The 20,549-nt window shown below is 45.5% G+C and carries 22 protein-coding genes; 9 read left to right on the top strand and 13 right to left on the bottom strand.

Going from position 1 to position 20,549, the window contains the following annotated elements; translation table 11 throughout:
- Positions 1 to 187: 187 nt before the first annotated feature.
- Positions 188 to 622, top strand: a complete 435-nt coding sequence (locus tag KB186_RS00275; RefSeq protein WP_173609256.1) for an SRPBCC family protein — start codon at positions 188 to 190, stop codon at positions 620 to 622.
- Positions 623 to 994 (top strand): ArsR/SmtB family transcription factor, encoded by a 372-nt coding sequence (locus KB186_RS00270; RefSeq protein ID WP_087347353.1) that lies wholly within the window; start codon positions 623 to 625, stop codon positions 992 to 994.
- A gap of 113 nt (positions 995 to 1,107) precedes the next feature.
- Here the strand turns inward: KB186_RS00270 and KB186_RS00265 are convergent, their stop codons facing one another.
- Entirely contained in the window at positions 1,108 to 1,683 is a 576-nt protein-coding gene (locus KB186_RS00265) for a hypothetical protein (RefSeq protein ID WP_173609257.1), read from the bottom strand.
- A gap of 259 nt (positions 1,684 to 1,942) precedes the next feature.
- On the opposite strand from KB186_RS00265, the gene KB186_RS00260 reads away from it, so the two are divergent.
- Complete coding sequence (locus KB186_RS00260; protein ID WP_173609258.1) at positions 1,943 to 2,908, top strand: DHH family phosphoesterase; 966 nt, start codon at positions 1,943 to 1,945, stop codon at positions 2,906 to 2,908.
- A gap of 87 nt (positions 2,909 to 2,995) precedes the next feature.
- Here KB186_RS00260 and KB186_RS00255 read toward each other — a convergent pair whose 3' ends face one another.
- On the bottom strand, positions 2,996 to 3,586 hold the full coding sequence (locus tag KB186_RS00255) for a dihydrofolate reductase family protein (protein WP_173609259.1): 591 nt from the start codon (positions 3,584 to 3,586) through the stop codon (positions 2,996 to 2,998).
- Positions 3,587 to 3,781: 195 nt separating this feature from the next.
- On the bottom strand, positions 3,782 to 5,260 hold the full coding sequence (locus KB186_RS00250; protein WP_173609260.1) for an Lsa family ABC-F type ribosomal protection protein: 1,479 nt from the start codon (positions 5,258 to 5,260) through the stop codon (positions 3,782 to 3,784).
- A 457-nt stretch (positions 5,261 to 5,717) separates the two neighbouring features.
- Here KB186_RS00250 and KB186_RS00245 point away from each other — a divergent pair, with 457 nt between their 5' ends.
- The 4 genes from KB186_RS00245 to KB186_RS00230 all read left to right on the top strand — a co-directional run bounded on the left by KB186_RS00245 (position 5,718) and on the right by KB186_RS00230 (position 9,819).
- A complete protein-coding gene (locus KB186_RS00245; protein ID WP_173609261.1) occupies positions 5,718 to 6,347 on the top strand; it encodes a hypothetical protein in 630 nt (209 codons plus the stop codon).
- 292 nt (positions 6,348 to 6,639) lie between these two features.
- Complete coding sequence (locus KB186_RS00240) at positions 6,640 to 7,836, top strand: MFS transporter (RefSeq protein ID WP_173609262.1); 1,197 nt, start codon at positions 6,640 to 6,642, stop codon at positions 7,834 to 7,836.
- The gene (locus tag KB186_RS00235; protein ID WP_232772832.1) at positions 7,829 to 9,220 is read left to right on the top strand and encodes a M14 family zinc carboxypeptidase; all 1,392 of its coding nucleotides are present in this window, start codon (positions 7,829 to 7,831) and stop codon (positions 9,218 to 9,220) included. The genes KB186_RS00240 and KB186_RS00235 overlap by 8 nt, the downstream gene beginning before the upstream one ends.
- 128 nt (positions 9,221 to 9,348) lie before the next feature.
- Positions 9,349 to 9,819: a GbsR/MarR family transcriptional regulator gene (locus KB186_RS00230; RefSeq protein ID WP_173609264.1), complete on the top strand. Its 471-nt coding sequence runs from the start codon at positions 9,349 to 9,351 to the stop codon at positions 9,817 to 9,819.
- A 92-nt stretch (positions 9,820 to 9,911) separates the two neighbouring features.
- Here KB186_RS00230 and KB186_RS00225 read toward each other — a convergent pair whose 3' ends face one another.
- From KB186_RS00225 to KB186_RS00220, 3 genes are all read right to left on the bottom strand, one after another.
- Entirely contained in the window at positions 9,912 to 10,406 is a 495-nt protein-coding gene (locus KB186_RS00225; protein WP_173609265.1) for a YdhK family protein, read from the bottom strand.
- Positions 10,407 to 10,493: 87 nt separating this feature from the next.
- Entirely contained in the window at positions 10,494 to 10,625 is a 132-nt protein-coding gene (locus tag KB186_RS28215; RefSeq protein WP_255322387.1) for a hypothetical protein, read from the bottom strand.
- A gap of 242 nt (positions 10,626 to 10,867) precedes the next feature.
- A complete protein-coding gene (locus KB186_RS00220; protein WP_173609266.1) occupies positions 10,868 to 11,260 on the bottom strand; it encodes a winged helix-turn-helix transcriptional regulator in 393 nt (130 codons plus the stop codon).
- A gap of 188 nt (positions 11,261 to 11,448) precedes the next feature.
- Here KB186_RS00220 and KB186_RS00215 point away from each other — a divergent pair, with 188 nt between their 5' ends.
- Positions 11,449 to 12,042, top strand: coding sequence for an NAD(P)H oxidoreductase (locus KB186_RS00215; protein ID WP_173609267.1), 594 nt, complete (start codon positions 11,449 to 11,451; stop codon positions 12,040 to 12,042).
- 143 nt (positions 12,043 to 12,185) lie between these two features.
- On the opposite strand, the gene KB186_RS00210 is transcribed toward KB186_RS00215, so the two are convergent.
- From KB186_RS00210 to pdhA, 5 genes are all read right to left on the bottom strand, one after another.
- Complete coding sequence (locus tag KB186_RS00210) at positions 12,186 to 12,536, bottom strand: VOC family protein (protein WP_173609268.1); 351 nt, start codon at positions 12,534 to 12,536, stop codon at positions 12,186 to 12,188.
- Positions 12,537 to 12,667: 131 nt separating this feature from the next.
- Positions 12,668 to 14,113, bottom strand: coding sequence for a dihydrolipoyl dehydrogenase (lpdA, locus tag KB186_RS00205; RefSeq protein ID WP_232772831.1), 1,446 nt, complete (start codon positions 14,111 to 14,113; stop codon positions 12,668 to 12,670).
- Positions 14,114 to 15,415 carry a dihydrolipoamide acetyltransferase family protein gene (locus tag KB186_RS00200; protein WP_173609270.1) on the bottom strand — a complete coding sequence of 434 codons (1,302 nt, stop codon included), beginning with the start codon at positions 15,413 to 15,415 and terminating at the stop codon, positions 14,114 to 14,116.
- A gap of 18 nt (positions 15,416 to 15,433) precedes the next feature.
- Positions 15,434 to 16,417 carry an alpha-ketoacid dehydrogenase subunit beta gene (locus tag KB186_RS00195; RefSeq protein ID WP_173609271.1) on the bottom strand — a complete coding sequence of 328 codons (984 nt, stop codon included), beginning with the start codon at positions 16,415 to 16,417 and terminating at the stop codon, positions 15,434 to 15,436.
- Entirely contained in the window at positions 16,414 to 17,481 is a 1,068-nt protein-coding gene (pdhA, locus tag KB186_RS00190) for a pyruvate dehydrogenase (acetyl-transferring) E1 component subunit alpha (RefSeq protein ID WP_173609272.1), read from the bottom strand. Before pdhA ends, KB186_RS00195 begins: the two co-directional genes overlap by 4 nt.
- Positions 17,482 to 17,712: 231 nt before the next feature.
- Between pdhA and KB186_RS00185 the strand changes: the two genes are divergently transcribed.
- Positions 17,713 to 19,122, top strand: coding sequence for a sigma-54 interaction domain-containing protein (locus KB186_RS00185; RefSeq protein ID WP_173609273.1), 1,410 nt, complete (start codon positions 17,713 to 17,715; stop codon positions 19,120 to 19,122).
- 78 nt (positions 19,123 to 19,200) lie between these two features.
- Here the strand turns inward: KB186_RS00185 and KB186_RS00180 are convergent, their stop codons facing one another.
- Both KB186_RS00180 and KB186_RS00175 read right to left on the bottom strand, forming a co-directional pair.
- Positions 19,201 to 19,692: an SRPBCC family protein gene (locus KB186_RS00180; protein WP_173609274.1), complete on the bottom strand. Its 492-nt coding sequence runs from the start codon at positions 19,690 to 19,692 to the stop codon at positions 19,201 to 19,203.
- Between the two features lie 19 nt (positions 19,693 to 19,711).
- A complete protein-coding gene (locus KB186_RS00175; protein WP_232772830.1) occupies positions 19,712 to 20,539 on the bottom strand; it encodes a carbohydrate ABC transporter permease in 828 nt (275 codons plus the stop codon).
- Positions 20,540 to 20,549 lie beyond the last annotated feature (10 nt).

The following is a 20,549-nucleotide window of genomic DNA, read 5'->3' as shown; positions in this document are numbered from 1 at the left end:
GCCAATTTATTATACCCTTTTCTTGCGAGTTTCGAGCACATTCGTACATTTTTAGCCTACTCCCAGCCGAATATAATTCATGAATGGGAGGAAAAATACCATTTACATATAACCAAAAGGTGTTATATTATTTTAAAGTATAACCAAAGGGTGTTAGATTTTCACTACGAAACGGAGAGATTTTATCGTGGAACAAAACAATCAACAAGCCGTAGAAGATATTAGACAAACCATCGTTTTCGACGCCCCTATTCAAAAGGTATGGGAGAAAGTATCCACTGCGGAAGCCATTTCTGCTTGGTTTATGCCCAATGATTTTCAACCAGTGGTAGGTCATGAGTTCCATATCCAATCCCCTTTTGGGCCGTCTCCATGCAAAGTGTTGGAAGTAGAAGCACCACATCGCCTTTCTTTTGCTTGGGATACAGACGGGTGGGTCGTCTCGTTTCTTTTAAAAGAACTGGGAGAAAAAACGGAGTTTACCCTCATTCATGGTGGATGGAAAGCGGCAGATGAGATTATCGGAAAAGCAAACGCGAAGAGCTCAATGATTCGCGAGAAGATGAATCAAGGTTGGGTTGGTATTGTACACGAACGTCTGAAAAAGGTTGTGGAAGGGTAAATGTCTGCTTCAGCAGAAAAGGTTGATGTATTTCAAGCGATCGCTGACCCTACTCGTCGGGAAGTACTTCGCTTGCTCGCTGAAAAAGAATTGCCGATCTCAGCGATTACCTCTCATTTCCCCATAAGCCGAACGGCTGTAGTCAAGCATCTTCATATACTTGCTGACGCAGATTTGGTTACAGGACATAAGGTAGGTCGCGAGAAAATCTATCGGTTGCATCCCGGTCCTCTGACGGAAGTAAAGCAGTGGCTTTCCTTTTACGAGCAGTTTTGGAACAATAAGCTCTCTATGTTGAAGCATCTGGTGGAGACCGATGGTGATACGACGTTAACTGTCGTGCAATCCGAACCGGATCAAAAAAGGAAATAGATTGTCATGCCCTTCCCTCTTGATCGTTTGCCCCAAGATCAAGAGGGTTTTCTTTGATCAGGCAGTACAGATAGAAAAAGACTGCCGATTGCTCAACAGTCTGGGTAGTTTGCTTACTTATTCAATAGCTCGGTCAGTTCAGTGGATTCGGTCAAGTGCAACGGTGCCGTTCCATAAGTTTTGCCATCTTCTGAATCAAACATATGGTCTTTGTTTTCTCCACTCAATACGAAGAACAGTGTCTTCGCCTTTACTTCCGCTTTGTTATCTGTATTAACAGTCGCTGGCAAAGTGTTTGTCGTTACTTCAGCGTAGTTGAATTCTACTGCCAAAGCCTCTTTCTTGTCCTTCTCCACCGCTTGGGTGCTCTCGTCAAAACGCATTTGGTCCGCAGGTGTTTCAAAGCGTTTGTTCATGAGCGCAAGAATTTCCTTGAACTTGTCATCTTCCGGCTTTAGGGATGTTTTTTCCCCTTGCTTGTACACGACGATTTCTTGTGGAGTAGCGATCACCTGTTGCTCTTCTTTTTTCGTTTCTTCAGGTTTTTGCGTAGTTGTTTCACCCGCTTGCTGTTGGGTACCTGTTGCCGCCTGATTTTGATTTTTTGGTTGCTCTGTAGGCTGCGTGTTGCCGCAAGCAGTCAGGACTGCTAGCAGGAGTACAGCCGGGATCCATGTAGACTTTTTCATGTTGAAGACCACCTTTTACTTTTTCTCTCCATTGCTTTACTCCCGTAATAGAAATAAGAGCGATCACGAACATACGCGAACACGCCCGACCGATTGAACTAACGTGGAGTGCTTTTAACCAAAGCATTATAATAAAACCAAAGTAATATTGCAAATAATCACCAATTGTTGTCTTCGTGCAAGCACGTCTTATTGAATGGGAAAGATGAATGAAGGCAGTACAATTCGGACGACAGACGGATTCCTAAGGAGATACTTCATGAATCATCAAAAAATCATTCATTTCAGTGATAAGGACTTGGATGGCGTATCCTGTGCAATTCTTAGTCAAATTGCTTTTTCCAATCAAGAAGTCGATTACCGCGGGGTGACTCCTTACACTGTCAATCAAGAAGTTCAAAAGTTTATCGAAGAAGAGCTTACCCCCGATGCGTACGTGATGATTACCGATGTAAGTGTCACTGACGAGGTCGGATCGCTTATTCAGAAAAAGGTCGATCAAGGACATGCGTTTGTCTTGATCGATCATCACCCAACTGCCTTGCCGTTGGCTTCCAAGTACGAATGGGCAAAAGTTATTACGGAAGAATCAGGGAAAAAGACTTCGGCAACGAGCCTTTATTATGATTACCTGGTAAACCAGGGGTATCTGACCCCTACTGGCGTTCTCTCTGACTATGTGGAGCTGGTTCGGGCCTTTGATACGTGGGATTGGGATGCAACCGGTACTGTACAGGCTAATCAACTGAACATTTTATTCTATATGATCGAGCGAGACACGTTTATTCAAAATGTGCTAGGACGCTTGCGTGTTGATGGTGCCAATACAGACCAATTTGTATTTGATGAAGTAGAATCTATTCTCATCTATACAGAAGAAAAGCGAATCGATGAATTTGAACAAAAAAAGCTGAAGCAAATGAAGCTGATCCCCGTAGAAATCGATTTAGATGAGCCAAAAACATATCAAGTAGGCGTGGTTTTCCTTGAGCAATATCACTCCACGACAGGCAATTTCTTATGTAAAAATGCGGAAATGATTGATTTCGTCGCGATGCTCGATCCTGGAAAAGGCAGAATCAGCTTTCGAACCATACGCGAAGACCTGGATCTGTCGGTGATCGCCCAACATTACGGTGGGGGCGGTCATCCAAAGGCTTCCGGATGTTCCTTTACAGGCGTTACGTTAAAGGCTTTTGTGTACCCTGCTTTGCGGACGAATTAGAGCAAAACAATAAAAAGTCCCATTTCTCTATCCGTGAAATGGGGCTTTTTATTCTTCCAGAGTACAACTAATTGTTAACACAACCATTTATTTTACTTGTGCCTCTCCGATCTCATATCGCAGTTGTATGGACCCGCTTTTTCCATAAAGCTTTGTTTCTAGCAACTTCATGTCGTGACGTGTGTTGATGTTGTCAAAGTAATGTTTGCCGCTGCCCATTAAGACCGGATGAATGATTATCCGGAGTTCATCAAGCAAATCAGCATTGATCAAACTTTGAACAAGACCCGCACTTGCAGGAACAATGATATCACCTTTGACTTGTGTTTTTAGCTGTTGTATTTTTGTCATGACATCAGAGTGAAGGAGTGTAATCGTCTCGGTGTAGTTCCCCCAATGAACTTCTGTAAACTCACGATTATTGGTTACTACAAACTTCTGAGTCTTATTCATTGCATCAGCCCAATCCCCCACTTGAAACGGCCAATAGCTTGCAAAGCCTTCATAGGTGACTCGCCCCATCAAGATGGCGTCAACCCTCTGGAAGAACGCAAGACCATCATCTGTGGCGTCGATAATTCCAGGCAACGCCCAGCTAACCATATTGTCTTCTTCTCCTGTCGGCCCCGTATAAATACCATTCAATGTGCTGCTTACGTTTGCCATTATCTTCCCCATCGAATCTCCGCCATTCTTTCAAAATTATTATCAAAAGATTACCACATTTCACCACTTAGTACTTCTTCTCGATTGCTCAAATTCCCCCTCCAGCAGAAGCAGTCGTTCCTACATTTGGAGAAGACATTACAAAGAAAGGTGAGGAAAACGAAACGGTTTTCCCCACCTTCTTTCTTTTAGAGACTTTTCGTCCAATTACAGTTCAACGATCTTTGTAGCAATGTTATTGCAAAACTCCCTGTCATGCTCGACAAAAAGGATCGTTGGCGAGTGCTCGAGAAGCAGCTCTTCAATTTGCATGCGCGAAATGACATCAATAAAGTTAAGCGGCTCATCCCAAATATGGAGATGGGCTTTCTCGCAAAGACTTTTCGCAATCAATACTTTCTTCTTCTGGCCGCCGCTAAATGCGGAAATGTCCTTCTCAAATTGTACGCGGGAAAAGTCCAGCTTTCGCAAAATCGATTTAAACAGGCTTTCATCAATGCCGTTTTCTTGGGCAAAATCCGTCAGATTGCCCTTTAGATGCGAAGTGTCTTGGGATACATACGAGATTTTCAACTGACTCCCCTTTCGGAAGGCACCAGTATGATCGATGTTCTCCCCGCAAATGAGCTTGAGAATGCTGGATTTGCCAGAGCCGTTTTTGCCTGACAGCGCGATACGCTCCCCCTGCTCAATCGTAAAACTAATATCTGAGCAAACCAACTTCTCCCCATAACGAATCGAAACCTTATCCAGTTCAGCAAGTTGGTTCTTATGGTAAGCAAGCTGTGCAATCTTTAAGCTGTCATGGCTTTCAATGTTTTTCAGGAGCTTCGACTTTTCTTCCAGCGCAGATTGCTGTCTTTGCTCAATTGATTTAGAGCGTTTCATCATTTTCGCAGCTTTGTGACCCACGTAGCCTTTGTCGAGCTTAGAGCCTGAATTTAAGGTACCATTTTTCGTTTTTTCCACAGCGTCCGACCAGTTGCTCGTACGTTTCGCTGCGTCCGACAAGCGTTTAATGTCTTTTTTGAGCTTCTCGTTCTCAGCGAGTTCATAGTTATCCTGTCTCTGTTTATTTTCCCACCAATCGGAGAAATTCCCTTTTTGCACCTCGATGTTCGTCTTGTTGATGGACAAGATGTGATCGACACAATTGTCCAGAAATGCTCGGTCGTGAGAAACAAGAATATAACCGCTTTTGGAATGGAGATAATCACTGACGAGCTCCCTTGCATGCATGTCGAGGTGATTGGTTGGTTCATCAATTAACAAAAAACTGTTTTCCTTTAGAAATAAGGCGGCTAACATCACTTTCGTTTGCTCCCCGTTAGACAAAGATTCAAATGGACGATATAGAACATCCTCTGAAACCTTTAAGAGGGAGAATTCGCGCATTAATTCCCATAGCTGATAGTCCGGGACAATGTCTTGAACGATATCAAGCGTCAGATATTCTTTGTTCTCGACTTGGAAAGGAAAGTATTCAAAGCTGACATGGGCACTAATCTTCCCGCTGTATTCATATTTACCAAGCAACAGGTTGAGAAAAGTTGTCTTCCCCCTGCCGTTTCTTCCCGTAAAACCCAATTTCCAATCCGTATCAATTTGGAAGCTCACGTTTTCAAAAATGTTATCAAAACTGCCTTCATAGGCAAACGTCAAGTTATTTACATTGATTAATGACATACAATCATCCCCCTGCATGCAAAAAATAGAAAAGCTACAAGAAAGTTACTCTCTTGTAGCTCAAATAAATACAGCAAATCCAACTCAAAAAATGAAGTTAGATAAGGATATATTGTTTGAGTGAAGAGATATAAGTAACTTTCTTGCACATAAAGAATAAAACATGCGAAAGATATCGCAGTTTGTTTTATTTTTTAAGCAAGAAAATTATCCATTATACTCTTCAGCTCCAGTCATTAAGTTAACAGCATCATAACATATTCATTTATACGTTTCAACAAGTAATATTTCCGTTTTTTTACTGCGATTCTATTGAAAACTCGTGTACCCTCGCAACAATCGTTTTGCTGGAATAAGAATTTTTTTCCATAAAAGAAGGTATTTTCAAATGTGTTTAGAATTCTCATGCTTATTGAAATTCTTTTTTCTTATTCGCATTCATATGGAGGAGTAAATCATGAAAAAAGTGGTAAGAAGTCTGGGTATTCTCGTCTTGGCATCATCATTCCTGTTCGTCCCGACTCAAGCAGCGGATGCGGTAGGAAAGGGAAAAGACTCTAACGTCCGTCCACAAAAATATATCTTTGATGGAAACTGGAAGTACGGTGATACGTTAGTAGTGGCATACGATACGTTCTTTCCGAATGGATGGATTTCGATTGAAAAAGAGCCACATCGTGGAACACAGCTTGGATATGAAGTAGCGAAATATATTAATGGCGCGAATTATGGGCAAGTGGAAAGAAGCTTGAGCTTTAACATCCCTTCTGGTTGGGTAGAAATCGGTCGAGGTTATAACAGCAAGAGACAGGCTTATATCGATATCAGAAATGAGAATAAAAAACGGTACCAACCTCACGAGCTGGAGAATAAATGGGTCGGTACCGGGGTGCCTGTACCATATGGCTGGGTCGTGGTAAATGTAAGTCTCTATGAAAAACAAATCGTCAATATCACCAGTATCCCTACTGAATCCAGCATTGAAGCGGTCAAACACCCTTCGCCAGCCTTTGCTTATGAAATCCCAAGAGGCTGGGAAATCACTGTAGACGGAGAGCATTCTCGAATTCTCACAAGAAAGTACTAAATCATAACGGATACAATCTATTACGAAATGAGATCATGAAACGACCTGTAGGTAACACGATGGAAAACCATTCGTGCAACCCACAGGTCGTTTTCGTTTTTCGAAATGTAGCTCTCAGCGGCTTCCAATTATATGTGCAGTTGAATCTCATTGCCATAAGGAACCTCCATAACCGCACCTCATGGCTTTGAAGTTTTTTCAGCCGACATTCATTTCAGTAATTTCAGTATTGACTAAAATTACTGAAAATACTTAATATAATACTCATAACATCTTTTAGGAAGTGATGCACATGAAAAAAACTACTTCGATCAGTGCTGTGCTCTTGTTTGTCACCATACTCGTTGGGGTTCTTGGCTCGTACAGCATCATTATTGCGCTGCCATTTATTGGAGAAGAATTTCATCTGAATCCAGTGGAGCAAGGTGCGATCATCAGTGTTTATTTTTTAGGCTTCGCGATTTTTACCATTCCGGGAGGGATCATTGCTGATAAACGAGGATCGAAGCAAATTATTGTAATCAACTTGGTACTGTGGGCAATATTGACTGCGCTTACAGGGGCGGTCACAAGTTTTGCAGCCTTACTCGTCATCCGATTTTTGTTGGGGTTTATCGATGCCCCCCTAATGCCTGCTATGTTAAAAGCGATTGCCGAACGAACACCTGCAAACATCCGTACGACCACAGTCTCCATCGTTTCATCAGCTGAACCAATTGGGACTGGACTTGCCCCTTTTCTAGTAGCACCATTGATTGCGATACTGGGATGGCAGGAAGCTACTTTTGTTACAGCATTAATCGGCCTGCTCTTGGCCCCCATTCTCTGGATATCCCTTCCCCGTCCTTTCGTGAAGGAATCACCATCATGCTCAGCATCATCAGAGTCGAACCCCATCCCTTTCATGTCTCTTTTCCGTAATGGGCATTTGTGGAAACTAACAAGTATGCTCTGCGGAATTCAAATCGTGATGGTTGGATGCTTGACATGGGTACCTACTTACTTAACAACGGAAAAACATCTTGCTATTACCCAATCAGGCTTATACGCATCGCTTCCTCTTCTCATTTCCATGCTTGGCTATTTGGCAGGAGGTTGGTTGTTTGACCGTTATTTTCATCAAAAGTTTCGATCGATGGTCATTCCGTCCCTTCTGTTCTCAACGATTCTCCTTACACTTATGATCCTATCTGACAATGTCAACCAGTTTCTGTTGTTTGAGTCGATCTCTTTGTTTTTTCTCTCCCTTACCACTCAACCCATTATTGGCCTTACCATGCGTATCATTCCCTCAGATGCTTTGGGTACTGCTAGTGGAATTCTGTTAACCGGAGGAAAGCTGGCAAGTATTTTTACACCAATCGCGATGGGCGCATTTATTCAGGCGTTCTCCTTTCAAGCCGGTTTTTCCCTGTTGCTGGTAGGTGCAGGAATTGCACTTGTTTCATCCTTTCTTATCCATCTCAAAAGGAGTGAGGAGCTTGACTGATTTCATTCAAAAACTGTTACAAGAAATGCCTGATTTTTCACATTTTCTAACCATTGAGGAATTGGACACCTCTTCCCGTGAACTAGCAGCCGCCTATCCAGATCTTGTTTCCCTCAGTACCATCGGTCACTCAACAGAAGGACACCCCATCCTTATGCTGCGAATTGGAAATGGCCAGCATCGCGCGCTGTTCGTCGGTTGTCCGCATCCAAATGAGCCGATTGGAGCTCTATCGCTAGAGTATCTCAGCAAAAAGCTATGTGAGGATTCAGCCCTATTAGAGCAAATGGATTATACCTTTTATATCATCAAAGAAATCGATGTAGATGGTTGCCGACTGAATGAAGGTTGGTACGGCGGCCCGTTTTCTCCAGATCGTTACATCCGCAACTACTATCGTCCCAGTATGCACGAACAAGTTGAATGGACATTCCCGTATGCGTATAAAACGTTCAGCTTCAGCGAGCCCATTCCTGAAACCGTAGCATTTATGCGGGCGATTGATGAAGCCAAGCCGCATTTCCTCAACAGCTTGCACAGCTCCGATCAAACTGGAACGTTTTATTATGTATCGACTCCTCTTCCCGACGCATTGTGCCAACAGATCATAAAACTGACCCATGATCATCAATTACCGCTGATGATCGGCGAACCGGAGGCACCATTCATGCCCCCTATCCAAGCCGGTTTTTATCTGCTACCTGAGCTGTCTGCTATGTACGATTACTACCAAAGTATCCTGCCTACTGGAGAAGACCCTTCGAAAGCAATCCTCATGGGGGGCTCATCGCGCGATTATGCTGGGACACGTTACGATACCTTTTGCCTTGTTTCGGAAATATCGTTGTTTACGGATCCAAGGATGGGAGATAAATCGGAAACCACTCATAGCTACAAGGATGCTACGCTGGACATAGCCAAACTGGAAGGGGAACAGATTGCTTTTTTATCCAAACAGTACCAAAACGCACAGGTATTCATAACGGTACCAACCAAATTTCAGCGGTCTGTAGAGGATTTTCTGATCGGTATGGAGGAAGTTCGATCCCATCATTTACAATCAGCTGAAAGTGATGCAGCTTTAGCACGCTTCGCAACAGTAGCTGAAATGTTTGACCTGAAACTACGCACTTTTTGGAGTTCTCTATGCTGCTGTAGCATGCTTATCCGCATGCTGGATGCCCAGCCCGACAACATCGCCCTTTCGGAGATTCGAGCAGATTCAGAACAATGGCTGAATCAAGGCTTACAAGAGCTACTCTCCTTTTTTAACTGGTCGATGCGTCCGCTGCGCGAATTATGCGGTGTCCAGCTAGGTTCTGCCTTGATGATCATGGAATATCTTCGTCAAACCCATGAAACTACTTCCACGCCACTAAAATAAGGAATGACGTGGGCACCTGTCAAAAGAGCAGGTGCATTTTCTTTTGGTATTTTCTGAAGAAAGCGATGACTATTGGTAGTATAATAGACAAAAGCATGGAAATCGGGCAAAACGAGGAAAAAGGAGTCATGAAGTTGGACAAATTAACGGCGGAAACAATGCAATTGATTGAAGAAATGGCTCTCCATCACGAAAATCAAGGATTATCCAGAATTGCTGGCCGGATTATTGGACTGTTGATGGTCTCTCAGGAACCCCTTTCATCCGAGCAGATTGCCACTACATTACAAGTCAGTCTCGGAAGCGTGTCTACCAATATGCGCATGCTTTTGAAAATTGGATTCGCGGAAAAAAAGAGTGTGACAGGCGACCGTGTGAGCTATTACATCATGGCACCAGACACAATTGAGGAAGAGCTTATACAGGGTTTAGAGCGAATCCTATCATTAAAGAATATCATAGAAAAAGGAATGCAAATTGAAAATTTGCAGGATAGTGAGCTAGTTATGCAGCGATTCCATGAGATGCTGGAAGCAATTGAGCTATACAGGGAATCTCTCAACCAAATGCTCGTTGAGTGGAAGTCTCGTCGTATGTAACAGCAAATAGCTCGTATCAATGGAAAAGCAGAAAGGCAGCTTTGGCGCTGAAAAAGCCGCGGCTGCCTTTTTCCATAAAAGGATGGCATCGATCATTTGACTGGTGATATCTCATCCTCCGTTACCCATTTGTAGTTCTTTATTTCTCCTCCCCCTGTCGTGGGAGTGTAATCGATCATATAGACAGTCGTTGTATTTGCCGTATCAAGCTTGGCTGATGCATCGAGCATCCCTTTCACATGATCCGCCTTCAAGACGACTTCCGTTCCCGGATTATACGGTTGCTGGATATGGTTCTTGATTTCTTCTTGAATGATCCATTTATAACCTTTCACAGGGGGCTCACCCGTTGTAGGCGTATAGGTAACGGAATAGGCCGTCGTGTCGTAAGCCCCCACGATTTTTGCTTTCGCCCCTTGCATCCCTGGTTGGTGACTTGCTTTCAAGATGACTTCACTCCCTACTGTATACGTAGGTTTCGGTACAACTTCTACTTGCTCCAGCACATCCGGTGCAGCAGGACCGCCACATGCGCTTAACCCCATTGCGGTAATCAGCATGAGCGATAACAGTTTCCATTTTTTCATTCTAAACACCCCGAATTCTTTGTTGTCTGTCAAAGGTATTATGGGTACACAATACCTTCCTTATCCACTTGTATCCTGCTTGATGCTTTATTTGAATGCATCCTTGGACGGGCTTGGCAAATCCTGCGCATCTGTGTACAGCAACATCTTCCTCCTGCTAGCCATTCTGCCAGTCAACTCTTGTCCATACAGACGCACCACCCAAATAAAATGTTTCATGTAAAAAGAAACCAGTTCGAAGGACCTGCTCGTGCCCTGAACTGGTTTTCGCTCTATTCAGCTGCAAGTATGTACTTTCTGAATAAAGCAGAAGGCCGCAAAGAATGGTCGTACAGCTCACTGCTGAACACAACAAGCCGTAAGACCCAATCCTCTCGTATGTCCGAAATTTTGGCTGAATCGACTCTTGAACCCACGCTGCTGAAACAATCTGCTTTTCTTGCCAATTTCTGATCTTTCTGTCAAATTCCTTGAATAGCTCTGTATCTAACCGCGTTTTTTGCAGGGTCTGCAACTTCTTTGCCCGGTATTTCCCCGCGTAGGTAACGTTCGCCCCATTCACACATGAGATCCATAATTGGTTTGAGCGATTCTCCCAATTCACTCAATTCATACTCGACCTTTGGCGGTACTTGGCTGTACACGGTCCTAATGACGATTCCATCCTCTTCTAACTCACGAAGCTGCTGTGTCAGGATTTTTTGGCTAATGTCCGGCATTTGTTTTTTCAATTCGCTCGTTCTTTTTGGCCCGTAGTATAGCTGACATAAAATCAAGGTTTTCCATTTTCCACCTAAAACATCTAGCGTTGCTTCAGAAGGAATTTGGTATGTATGTTTGAGCTTTGGTCTCATCGATTTACTATCCTCCCTCATGGCTTACGATTTTTTCAGGAACCTTTTTGTTCCTATGTTACTTTTTGGTATTAAAAGCACAAAAAAGTGCGTACTTTTCACATTCCATTATATGGTGCATGATTCGGATATACCAGCGCCTTAGAAGATGGCCGTATAAATGACTACAAAGATAGAGGGTGTATGAAATGAAAGTACTGACAGTTGTTACCCATCCACGAACCAATTCCTTGACCTTTGCCGTTTCAGAACGCTTCGTTCAGGGCCTAAAAGATGCAGGGCATGAGGTTGAAGTTTTGGATTTGCATCGCAGTGGGTTTCACCCTGTATTATGGGAGGAAGATGAGCCGGATTGGAATAATGGCGATAAGAAATATTCCGAAGAGGTCGAGATTGAAATGGAGCGTATGAGAAAACACGACGCGTTAGCCTTCATTTTTCCGATCTGGTGGTTCAGCATGCCAGCCATGTTGAAAGGATATATCGATCGCGTCTGGAACAACGGGTTTGCCTACGGCTCAAGTAAACTGCATCATAAGCATGCATTGTGGATTGGTCTGGCAGCTGCAACGGAAGATCATTTTCAAAAAAGAAGTTATGACCAAATGATAGCGCATCACCTCAATGTCGGAATCTCTGGTTACGTCGGAATCGACAATTCGAGAGTTGAGTTCCTTTATGACACCTTGGCGCAAAATCCTGCGCATATCGAGCAGTTGTTGTTGGACCGTGCATATCAATTGGGATTCCATTATGGGAAGAAAGAGAGCCTGCAAGTATAAAAAATGTCTTTCTATCGTAGCCAGCGGTGGGAGTTGCAACTTAACGCCCACCCCTTCTGATTTACCGGATGTTTAAACAATAAAAAAGAAAACCCTCTTTTCTTGTGAGAAAAAAGAAGGCTTTCAACTATGTGTATTTAATGCTACGCAAGTACCTCAACTGTAAATCCACCAGGAGCTTTCACGTAAAACGTCCAGCCATGCGATCTTACTGGCGGTGCTACTTTGTAACCATCTTCTTTTAAGCGTTGATTGATTTCATTTACTTTCTCTTCGCTCTCCTGAATGAAGCCGATATGAAATGTCTTTGGATATTGGACTTCGGCACCCTTCATCAAGGTAAACACCAGGCCGTTATCGTCAAATAGGACCCCAAAACTATCGCCACGGGCATCATCCGACGTATCTAACTTTTTCAAGCCAAAATATTTCTCCAAGAAATCAGAAGCAGCTGGAACATCCGTAACCGTAAGATTGACGTGATTCAATTTCATAATGACCACACATCCTTTGCACGAGATTAATTCAAGCGTAGCACATTCATGCAAATGCTAATCTTGACAGGGTCTGAGGCTGATCATTGTCATGAATATCCGTCACATATCTTTAAGGTTTCACGATAGTTCTATTGGTTCACAGCTACTTTTGATTTGTTTACGATATGAATGGCATGACCTAACACCGCTTCAGCAGCCTCCAGCCATACTTCGCTTAAAGTGGGATGCGGATGCATAGTTAACGCCACATCTTCTACACGTGCAGCAAGCTCAAGTGCCAGCACACCCTCCCCAATCAGGTTTGAGGCATCCGCACCTACAACGTGCATTCCCAATAATAAATGGCTTTCTTGATCCACTATCACTTCTGCAAAACCCTCTCCCTCATCCATGGCGAGTGCTCTTCCATTCGCCCGATAAGGAAAAGCCGCTACCTTGACCTTGTATCCTTGAAGTTCTGCCTCTTCGCGTGTCATCCCCACACCCGCTATTTGCGGTTCGGTAAAAATCACATAAGGTACAAAAGGGGAATCTACGCTGCTAGGCAGCCCTGCGATCACCTCGGCTGCCACAATCCCTTGCTTCGTTGCACGATGGGCTAACGCAGGGCCAGGTGTTACATCGCCGATGGCATAAATATGCGCCCTGTTCGTACTGCCAATCGATGTGACGGGTATGTAGCCGCGCTCGTCCATTTCTACACCCGCCTGCGCAAGTCCGAGTTCGCCTGTGTTCGGCACTCGCCCTATGGTGACGAGCGTTTTATGTGCGGTGACACTTTCGGAACCGTTCTTTTCCGAGGTGCATGCGAGCGTGACTCTTCCGTTCGTTACCTCAGCCTTTTCTACCTTTGTTGCGGTCTTGACCGTCATCCCGAGCTGTTTTGCTTGCTTGAGCACTTCCGAAGAGAGATGCGCAGCTGTCTGTGGCAAAATTCGCTCGGTTGCCTCGATGACAGTCACCTGCGATCCAAGCTTGGCAAACGCCATCCCGAGCTCCATTCCAATATAGCCCCCGCCGATAATGGCAAGTGTTTCCGGTACGTCATCCAATGCCAGCATATCAGTAGAATCCAGAATATATTCTCCATCTGTTTTTAAAAACGATGGAATGAATGGACGTGATCCTGTCGCAATAATGGCTTGTTTGAATTTGTACGTTTCAAAATCGCCACCCGTCTCTACGCCAATCCGATCACTCGAGAGAAATGTCGCTATCCCCTTTACGACCGTAACCCCGTTGGCCTGGCAGAGATAATCGACCCCTTTGTTCAGCTGAGCAACGACAGAAGACTTCCACGTCTGCCAGCTCGGCATGTGGAACGTCGTTTTCCCTGTCGGCAGTTGAATTCCAAGCTTAGTTAGACTACTTAACTTGTGGTATTCGCCTGCTGTATGAATCAAGGCTTTCGACGGAATGCATCCGCGATTCAAGCAGACCCCACCCAGTACTTCTTTTTCAATGAGAACAACTGATTTCCCCAGCTGTCCGAGACGAATAGCGGCTGCATAACCTCCTGGCCCACCGCCGATGACAACCACATCTGTTTCGACTGCTACTTCGCCGACTACCATCTATACCATCTCCGCAAACAATAGATTCGGATCTTCCAGCAACTCCTTGATCCGGTTGGTAAAACGTACCGCCGTCACGCCATCGATCAGGCGATGATCAAACGAAAGTGACAGGTTCATCATCCAGCGAATAACTCCTTCATCCTCACGCACGACCCAACGCTTCTCCATTTTGTGCAAACTGATAATCGCCACTTCGGGGTGATTAATGATGGGAGTTGCTTGCAGTCCCCCGATAGGACCTACATTGCTGATCGTGAAGGTGCCGCCTGTTATGTGCTCCATAGTCAATTTGCCTTCGCGAGCCAAGCGTGCGAGCTGATCGATTTCCTCTGCGAGTTGAAAAATCGATTTGTGGTCTGCATCCTTGATAACTGGTACGATCAAGCCCTCCGGCGTATCCGTTGCAATACCGATATGGTAAAAACGCTTGAGCAGGATTTCATTCGTAGGTTCGTCAATCGATGCGTTCAGCGTCGGGAATTCCTTCAGTGCAATGACCAGCGCCTTGATAAAGAACGGCAGGAAGGTCAGCTTGATATTCCGTTTTTCCGCATGTGGCTTTAGCTTTTCGCGCAAAGCACGCAGCTGATCCATCTCCAGCTCATCGACTGAAGTAACATGCGGGATGATTGTCACTGATTTCACCATATGCTCGGCAATCTTTTTCCGGATGCCTTTTAAAGGTAGCCGTTCGATATCTCCCTGCGACGAGGTGGTCGCACGAGTAGTGGTTCCTATTTTCGGCTGAACAACCGGTTCAGTCTCAACCTCCACCGTACTTGCCTCCAACAGACGCTCATTGCCAGTAGCCGAGGTCGGAAACTTGGCTGGTACTGATTTTTGCAGTCGATTGGCGAATTGGCGCAAATCTTCTTCCGTCACACGCCCTGCTGCTCCTGTTCCCGTGACCAACTCGATATCCAGCTTCATTTCCCGTGCCAGCTGCCGAACGTATGGTGTGGCCAATGAGCGGCGGTGATCAGCACGAGCTGGGGCAAAATTGACTGTCTTATCCGGATTTACGACCTTTTCTGGAAGCTTTGTCTCTTCCTTCTTTGCTTCCGTACCTGCATCGATTACGAGAAGGGTAGTTCCGACCTCTACTGTTTCCCCTTCTGATATGAAAATGTCACGAATAATGCCTGTCACTGGCGCAGACAACTCGGCATTCACCTTGTCTGTCTGAACCTCCAGCAGCGGTTGATCCTGTTGAACGGATTCGCCCGTGCGAACCAGTACTTTTACAATTTCTCCTTCATGCATACCTTCTCCCACATCAGGAAGCTTGAACTCAACCATATGACTCGCTCCTTCTCTTTAAAACGTAGCCGTTTCCAAAATTCCGTCCTTCACGCGTTCAGCCGTTGGCAAATAGTCATCCTCAATGCTGAATTGCGGGACGGGGACGTCAAATCCGGTAATCCGTTTCACGGGAGCCTTCATGTAGATCAATGCTTCATCATTGATTATGGAGATGATCTCTGCACCCAACCCGGCGGTCTTATGCGCTTCATGTACGACAACTGCGCGTCCAGTCTTTTTGACCGAGGCGATGATCGTATCCCGATCCAATGGATAGAGCGTCCGCAGATCAATGATTTCACAACTCAAGCCGTTTTCGCGCTCGATCTGCTTCGCAGCATCCTCAGCGACGCGAAGCATCGCTCCCCAAGCAAAAATGGATACATCCGAGCCTTCCTGGACGACCTTCGCTTTTCCAATGGGGACACGGTACATTTCCTCTGGGACCTCTTGTTTAAATGCACGATACAGCTTGGTCGGCTCCAAAAATATGACCGGGTCAGGATCTTCCATTGCTGCAATAAGCAAGCCTTTTGCATCATAAGGTGTGCTTGGTGCTACAACCTTTAAGCCAGGGACATGAGCAAAAAACGTTTCGACACTCTCCGAATGCAGCTCAGGACCGCGAATCCCTGCTCCATACGGTGTGCGTATGACCATCGGGACATGGTACTGTCCGCGAGTCCGATAGCGCATGCGTGCCGCATGAGAAACAATTTGCTCAAAGCCCGGATATATGAAGGCAAGGAATTGAATCTCGACCACAGGAATTTTCCCGTTCATGGCAAGACCGATTGCTGCCCCGATGATTCCCGCCTCAGCAAGCGGCGTGTCCACTACACGATCCGGACCGTACTTGTGAATCAAATCTTCCGTCGCCCGGAACACGCCACCATTCACGCCAATATCCTCGCCGAGCAGCATAATGCGTGAATCATCTGCCAATTTTTGATCCATAGCCTCCGTGATTGCTTGAATCATCGTCAGTTTGCGTTTCATGCGGGGATTCCCTCCTGCTTCGATGGCTTGACGAGCTCGCTCTCCTGTTCCGTTGCCATCCACGATGGTTCAGCGTAGACGTGCTTGAACATGTCTTCCGGTTTGGACTTCGGATAGCTCTCTGCTTCGACAAGAGCTGCGTCGATCTGTTCATTCATCCGTGCAACCAACTCTGCTTCCTTCGTTTCATTCCACAACCCTTGATTCTCCAGATATACACGCAGACGTTGGAGTGGATCGCGTTCTTGACGCCATTCCTCGGACAAACTCTCTTGATCCCGGTATTTCTTTGGATCATCTGCGGTTGTGTGTGCGCCATAGCGGAATGTCACCGCTTCGATCAACGTCGGTCCCTTGCCATCTAGTGCACGTTGCATGGCTTCTTTCATCGTCAGCCAAACAGCGAAGATATCATTGCCGTCTATCCGAACTCCAGGGATGTCATAAGCAGCCGAACGCTGTGCAATCGTTTTCGATGAAGACTGCTGTGAAAACGGAACGCTGATGGCGAAGCCGTTGTTTTGACAGAAGAAAATGGTCGGTGTTTGAAATACGCCTGCAAAATTCAATGCCTCATGAAAATCGCCCTCTGAGCTTGCTCCATCACCAAAGTAGGCGATGCTGACATGCTTTTCGTTTTGCAGCTTGCTCGCCCAAGCCGTCCCTACCGCATGAACCATTTGAGTCGCAATCGGTACGCAGGGCGGCATGATGTTCAAATGCTTCGGACTGATACTCCCTTCCATGTGGCCCATCCAATAGAGGAACACCCGTGCCATGGATTGACCATGGACGATTGCTGCCGCATGGTCTCGGTAGGTTGGGAAAAGCCAATCTCCAGGTGTTAATGCCATCGCGCTGCCTACTTGCGAAGCTTCCTGCCCTTCAAAAGGAGCATACGTACCCATTCTTCCTTGTCGTTGCAGGTTAATCGACTTGCGGTCAAACTGGCGAACCAGCACCATATTTTCATACATCTTGATCATCGTCGCCTCGTCTAATTGCCCCTTGAGATCGCCTACCAGCTCACCCGCTGGACTCAATACCTGATATAATGAAGACATGGAAACATCCCTCTCTTTTTCAATGAAAAACACCGCAGTGTCTTTCGTTAGTGTGATTCAGATCGACTTACTTTTGCTTTCGTCCCTATAGAAGAGCAAGTAACATGCCAAACATTTGAAAGCGATTTCACAACAAAACTATTCAAAAATGATCATTTTTGCATATGCATGTTTGCGCATTGATGATTAATTCTGATTATTCCGTTTACAAGCCTACCAAGGAGGACTTCGATGTATCAAACCAAGTATTTCCAGGCCAGTGATAATCATGAACTCGCAAAATTGCTGACAACCATCTTCAGTACGTCTCACGATGGATTGGCGATCTGTGACCGCAACGGCTACGTCCTACTCTACAATGAGGCGTACTTGAACATCACGGGAGTTCCCGCCGACATCCTGAATAATTTCAGCTTTATGGAGCAAAAAGAAATGCATCTTGTTCCTGACTCTTCTGCTGTGCGGACGATTTTGACGAAACAAACCCATAGTGTCGTGATCGATTATCCAAACGGTCGGCAAGCGATTAACACAGCTACCCCGCTGCTCGATTCAAATCAGGAATTATTGTTTGTAGTGGGAAATGTGCGCGACGTCACGGAACTGAATCAGCTTCAGAAGGAGCTGGAAGAAACACGTCAAATCAGTTCGGCGTATCAAAGGGCTCTGGAGCATATCCAAACCGATGGTAACTTTGACGAGCAGATCATTTATCGCAGTGGGCTCATGCATCGAATCGCTTCACTCGCCAAGCGCTTTGCGACCAACGACTCTCCCATCCTTTTGCTAGGCGAGTCTGGTGTTGGTAAAGATGTCATGGCGAATTACATTCACGCGCAAAGCGGACGAACTGGAGAGTTTATCAAGATTAACTGTGGGGCCATTCCCGAGCATTTGCTTGAGTCTGAATTGTTTGGCTATGAGAAAGGCGCATTTACGGGGGCAAGCCAGTCAAAGGAAGGATTGTTTGAGCTGGCGGATCGAGGAACCATATTTCTCGATGAGATTGGAGACCTTCCCTTTCCTTTACAGGTGAAGCTCTTGAATGTGTTGCAGGATGGACGGATTCGCAGACTTGGGGGGAAAACATCTCGTCAAGTGAACATGCGTATCATCGCTGCCACTAATAGTGATTTGGAAGCGATGGTGGAACAAAAGCGTTTTCGGCAGGATTTGTTCTACCGGCTAAACGTACTTTCTCTTACCATCCCACCCTTGCGTGAGCGCCGCGAGGATATTCCGGCTCTCATTTTCTACTATTTGAAAAAGCTCGAATGGAAGTACCAGCAAGAGATGCGCATCGAAACAGATGCGTTGGAGGCGCTGATGGATTATGATTGGCCAGGGAATACACGCGAGTTGAAAAATGTGGTGGAACGTTCTTTCCACATGTGTGAAAATGGGCGGATTACCTTTGATCAGTTGCCAACATCCATTCGTAATACGCAACAGACAGCCCTGCCTCTCCAACTCGCTAAAATGGATGAGCTATTGCCGCTAAAAGAAGCGGTCGAACGGTTTGAACGAGCGTATATCCAGCGCCTCTTGAAAGAGACAGACACCATGCAGCAGTGTGCGGATAAGCTGCAAGTGAACATATCCACGCTCGTTCGAAAAAAGCGTACCCTCGGCATTAAATAAGGCAAAAGGAAAAGCCCGATACACTTTGGTTCGGGCTTTCTCGTTCTTTCAGCGTATGGTCTTGCAAACATTCGGGGGCTATTTCACAAGCCCTTCTCTTAAAGTGTTGATCCCATGCTCCAGATACCCCTTCAAACAGCTTAAGACGTACACCCAGCCTTCTTTATTGTCGACGATTTTTTGTAGAAGCGCTGGATCCTCTTCTTGAAAACCCTCTTCGTTCACTTCAATGATCGTCGTGGCTTCATCCAACGCGTTTAATGTAATCGTTACAGTATTTTCTTCTCCCGCCCACTGGAAAACGATTCGTTTGTGCTCTTTGATTTCGCGAACGGCAATCCCTACTTCTGCGTTGTAAATATCGTAGAATAATGTAATGTGCTTCCCTTCTTCCCACCTTGCCGAGCTGGAAGAGAACCAGAAGTTGCCGATTTTCGCCGGGTCCACGAAAGCTTCGAACACTTCATGGGCAGGCCTGTTAATCTGAAATTTTGTAAGATTATTCATGCGTTCGTCAACTCGCTTTCTGATTGCTGCTTCCACCGTAACACAATCACATTTGCGGGACAAATGATCGAATGACTCCCTTTCATTCTTTTACTGCCCCGGACGTCAATCCTGAAATAATCCGCCTCTGGAAAATCAACACCATCACTACGAGCGGGATCGTCACAATGATGGAGGCAGCAGATATTTCTCCCCACGGGATTGTAAACATTCCCTGAAACATGACGATTCCCACAGGCACTGTCTTCATCGCTTCCTGTGTATTCAACGTCAAGGCGAACAAAAATTCATTCCACGCTGCGATAAAAACGAGGATGGCGGTCGTAAAAACCCCAGGCATAGCAAGCGGGAAAAACACTTTCGTCATCGTTTGCCAAATGCTCGCACCGTCTACTTTGGCTGCTTCGCCCAAATCACTCGGTATTTTGCGGAAAAAGATGGTCAGATTCCAGATGGCGAGCGGCAGCGCGAAGGTTGTATACGGAATGATCAGGCCAATGTAGCTGTTCGTTAAGCCCATCGATTGCATGAACATAAAAATAGGAGAAATGGTAGCGATCTGCGGAAACATGGACACAGCCAGTACGACACCCAAAATAACCGTTTTCCCCCGAAAGGAAAGCCAGGCAATTGCATATGCAGCAAAGGAAGCGATCGTTATAGAGTAGAGTGTGGTTAACGTCGCCACGACAGTTGAATTCCACAAGTAACGGGCAAACGGTCTTTCCGTGAAGACGCGGACAAAGTTGTCCAACGAAGGATTTTGGATGATAAAATGAAAGGCTCGCTCTCCAAACAGCTCCGCTGGTGGCTTCAATGCTGCGAGGAGAATCCATAAAAACGGGAACATCACAAGAAAAACGAATAACAGTAGCCCCACGTAAAACAAGGGACCTGTATGTTTACCCATCCAATCACCT

This window comes from Brevibacillus sp. AF8 (genome assembly GCF_021270385.1).
Lineage (GTDB): Bacteria > Bacillota > Bacilli > Brevibacillales > Brevibacillaceae > Brevibacillus.
This window is presented reverse-complemented; position numbering and strand designations above follow the sequence as displayed.

Bases quoted from the DNA above. Each gene is read 5' to 3' on its own strand.
- KB186_RS00200 (WP_173609270.1), bottom strand. From the start codon at position 15,415: ATGGTTGAGTTCAAGCTTCCTGATGTGGGAGAAGGTATGCATGAAGGA.
- KB186_RS00175 (WP_232772830.1), bottom strand. From the start codon at position 20,539: ATGGGTAAACATACAGGTCCCTTGTTTTACGTGGGGCTACTGTTATTC.
- KB186_RS00270 (WP_087347353.1), top strand. From the start codon at position 623: ATGTCTGCTTCAGCAGAAAAGGTTGATGTATTTCAAGCGATCGCTGAC.
- KB186_RS00215 (WP_173609267.1), top strand. From the start codon at position 11,449: ATGAAAGTACTGACAGTTGTTACCCATCCACGAACCAATTCCTTGACC.
- lpdA (WP_232772831.1), bottom strand. From the start codon at position 14,113: ATGGTAGTCGGCGAAGTAGCAGTCGAAACAGATGTGGTTGTCATCGGC.
- KB186_RS00240 (WP_173609262.1), top strand. From the start codon at position 6,640: ATGAAAAAAACTACTTCGATCAGTGCTGTGCTCTTGTTTGTCACCATA.
- KB186_RS00250 (WP_173609260.1), bottom strand. From the start codon at position 5,260: ATGTCATTAATCAATGTAAATAACTTGACGTTTGCCTATGAAGGCAGT.
- KB186_RS00210 (WP_173609268.1), bottom strand. From the start codon at position 12,536: ATGAAATTGAATCACGTCAATCTTACGGTTACGGATGTTCCAGCTGCT.
- KB186_RS00230 (WP_173609264.1), top strand. From the start codon at position 9,349: ATGAAGTTGGACAAATTAACGGCGGAAACAATGCAATTGATTGAAGAA.
- KB186_RS00185 (WP_173609273.1), top strand. From the start codon at position 17,713: ATGTATCAAACCAAGTATTTCCAGGCCAGTGATAATCATGAACTCGCA.
- KB186_RS00195 (WP_173609271.1), bottom strand. From the start codon at position 16,417: ATGAAACGCAAACTGACGATGATTCAAGCAATCACGGAGGCTATGGAT.
- KB186_RS00255 (WP_173609259.1), bottom strand. From the start codon at position 3,586: ATGGGGAAGATAATGGCAAACGTAAGCAGCACATTGAATGGTATTTAT.
- KB186_RS00260 (WP_173609258.1), top strand. From the start codon at position 1,943: ATGAATCATCAAAAAATCATTCATTTCAGTGATAAGGACTTGGATGGC.
- KB186_RS00225 (WP_173609265.1), bottom strand. From the start codon at position 10,406: ATGAAAAAATGGAAACTGTTATCGCTCATGCTGATTACCGCAATGGGG.
- KB186_RS00245 (WP_173609261.1), top strand. From the start codon at position 5,718: ATGAAAAAAGTGGTAAGAAGTCTGGGTATTCTCGTCTTGGCATCATCA.
- KB186_RS28215 (WP_255322387.1), bottom strand. From the start codon at position 10,625: ATGAAACATTTTATTTGGGTGGTGCGTCTGTATGGACAAGAGTTGACT.
- pdhA (WP_173609272.1), bottom strand. From the start codon at position 17,481: ATGTCTTCATTATATCAGGTATTGAGTCCAGCGGGTGAGCTGGTAGGC.
- KB186_RS00265 (WP_173609257.1), bottom strand. From the start codon at position 1,683: ATGAAAAAGTCTACATGGATCCCGGCTGTACTCCTGCTAGCAGTCCTG.
- KB186_RS00220 (WP_173609266.1), bottom strand. From the start codon at position 11,260: ATGAGACCAAAGCTCAAACATACATACCAAATTCCTTCTGAAGCAACG.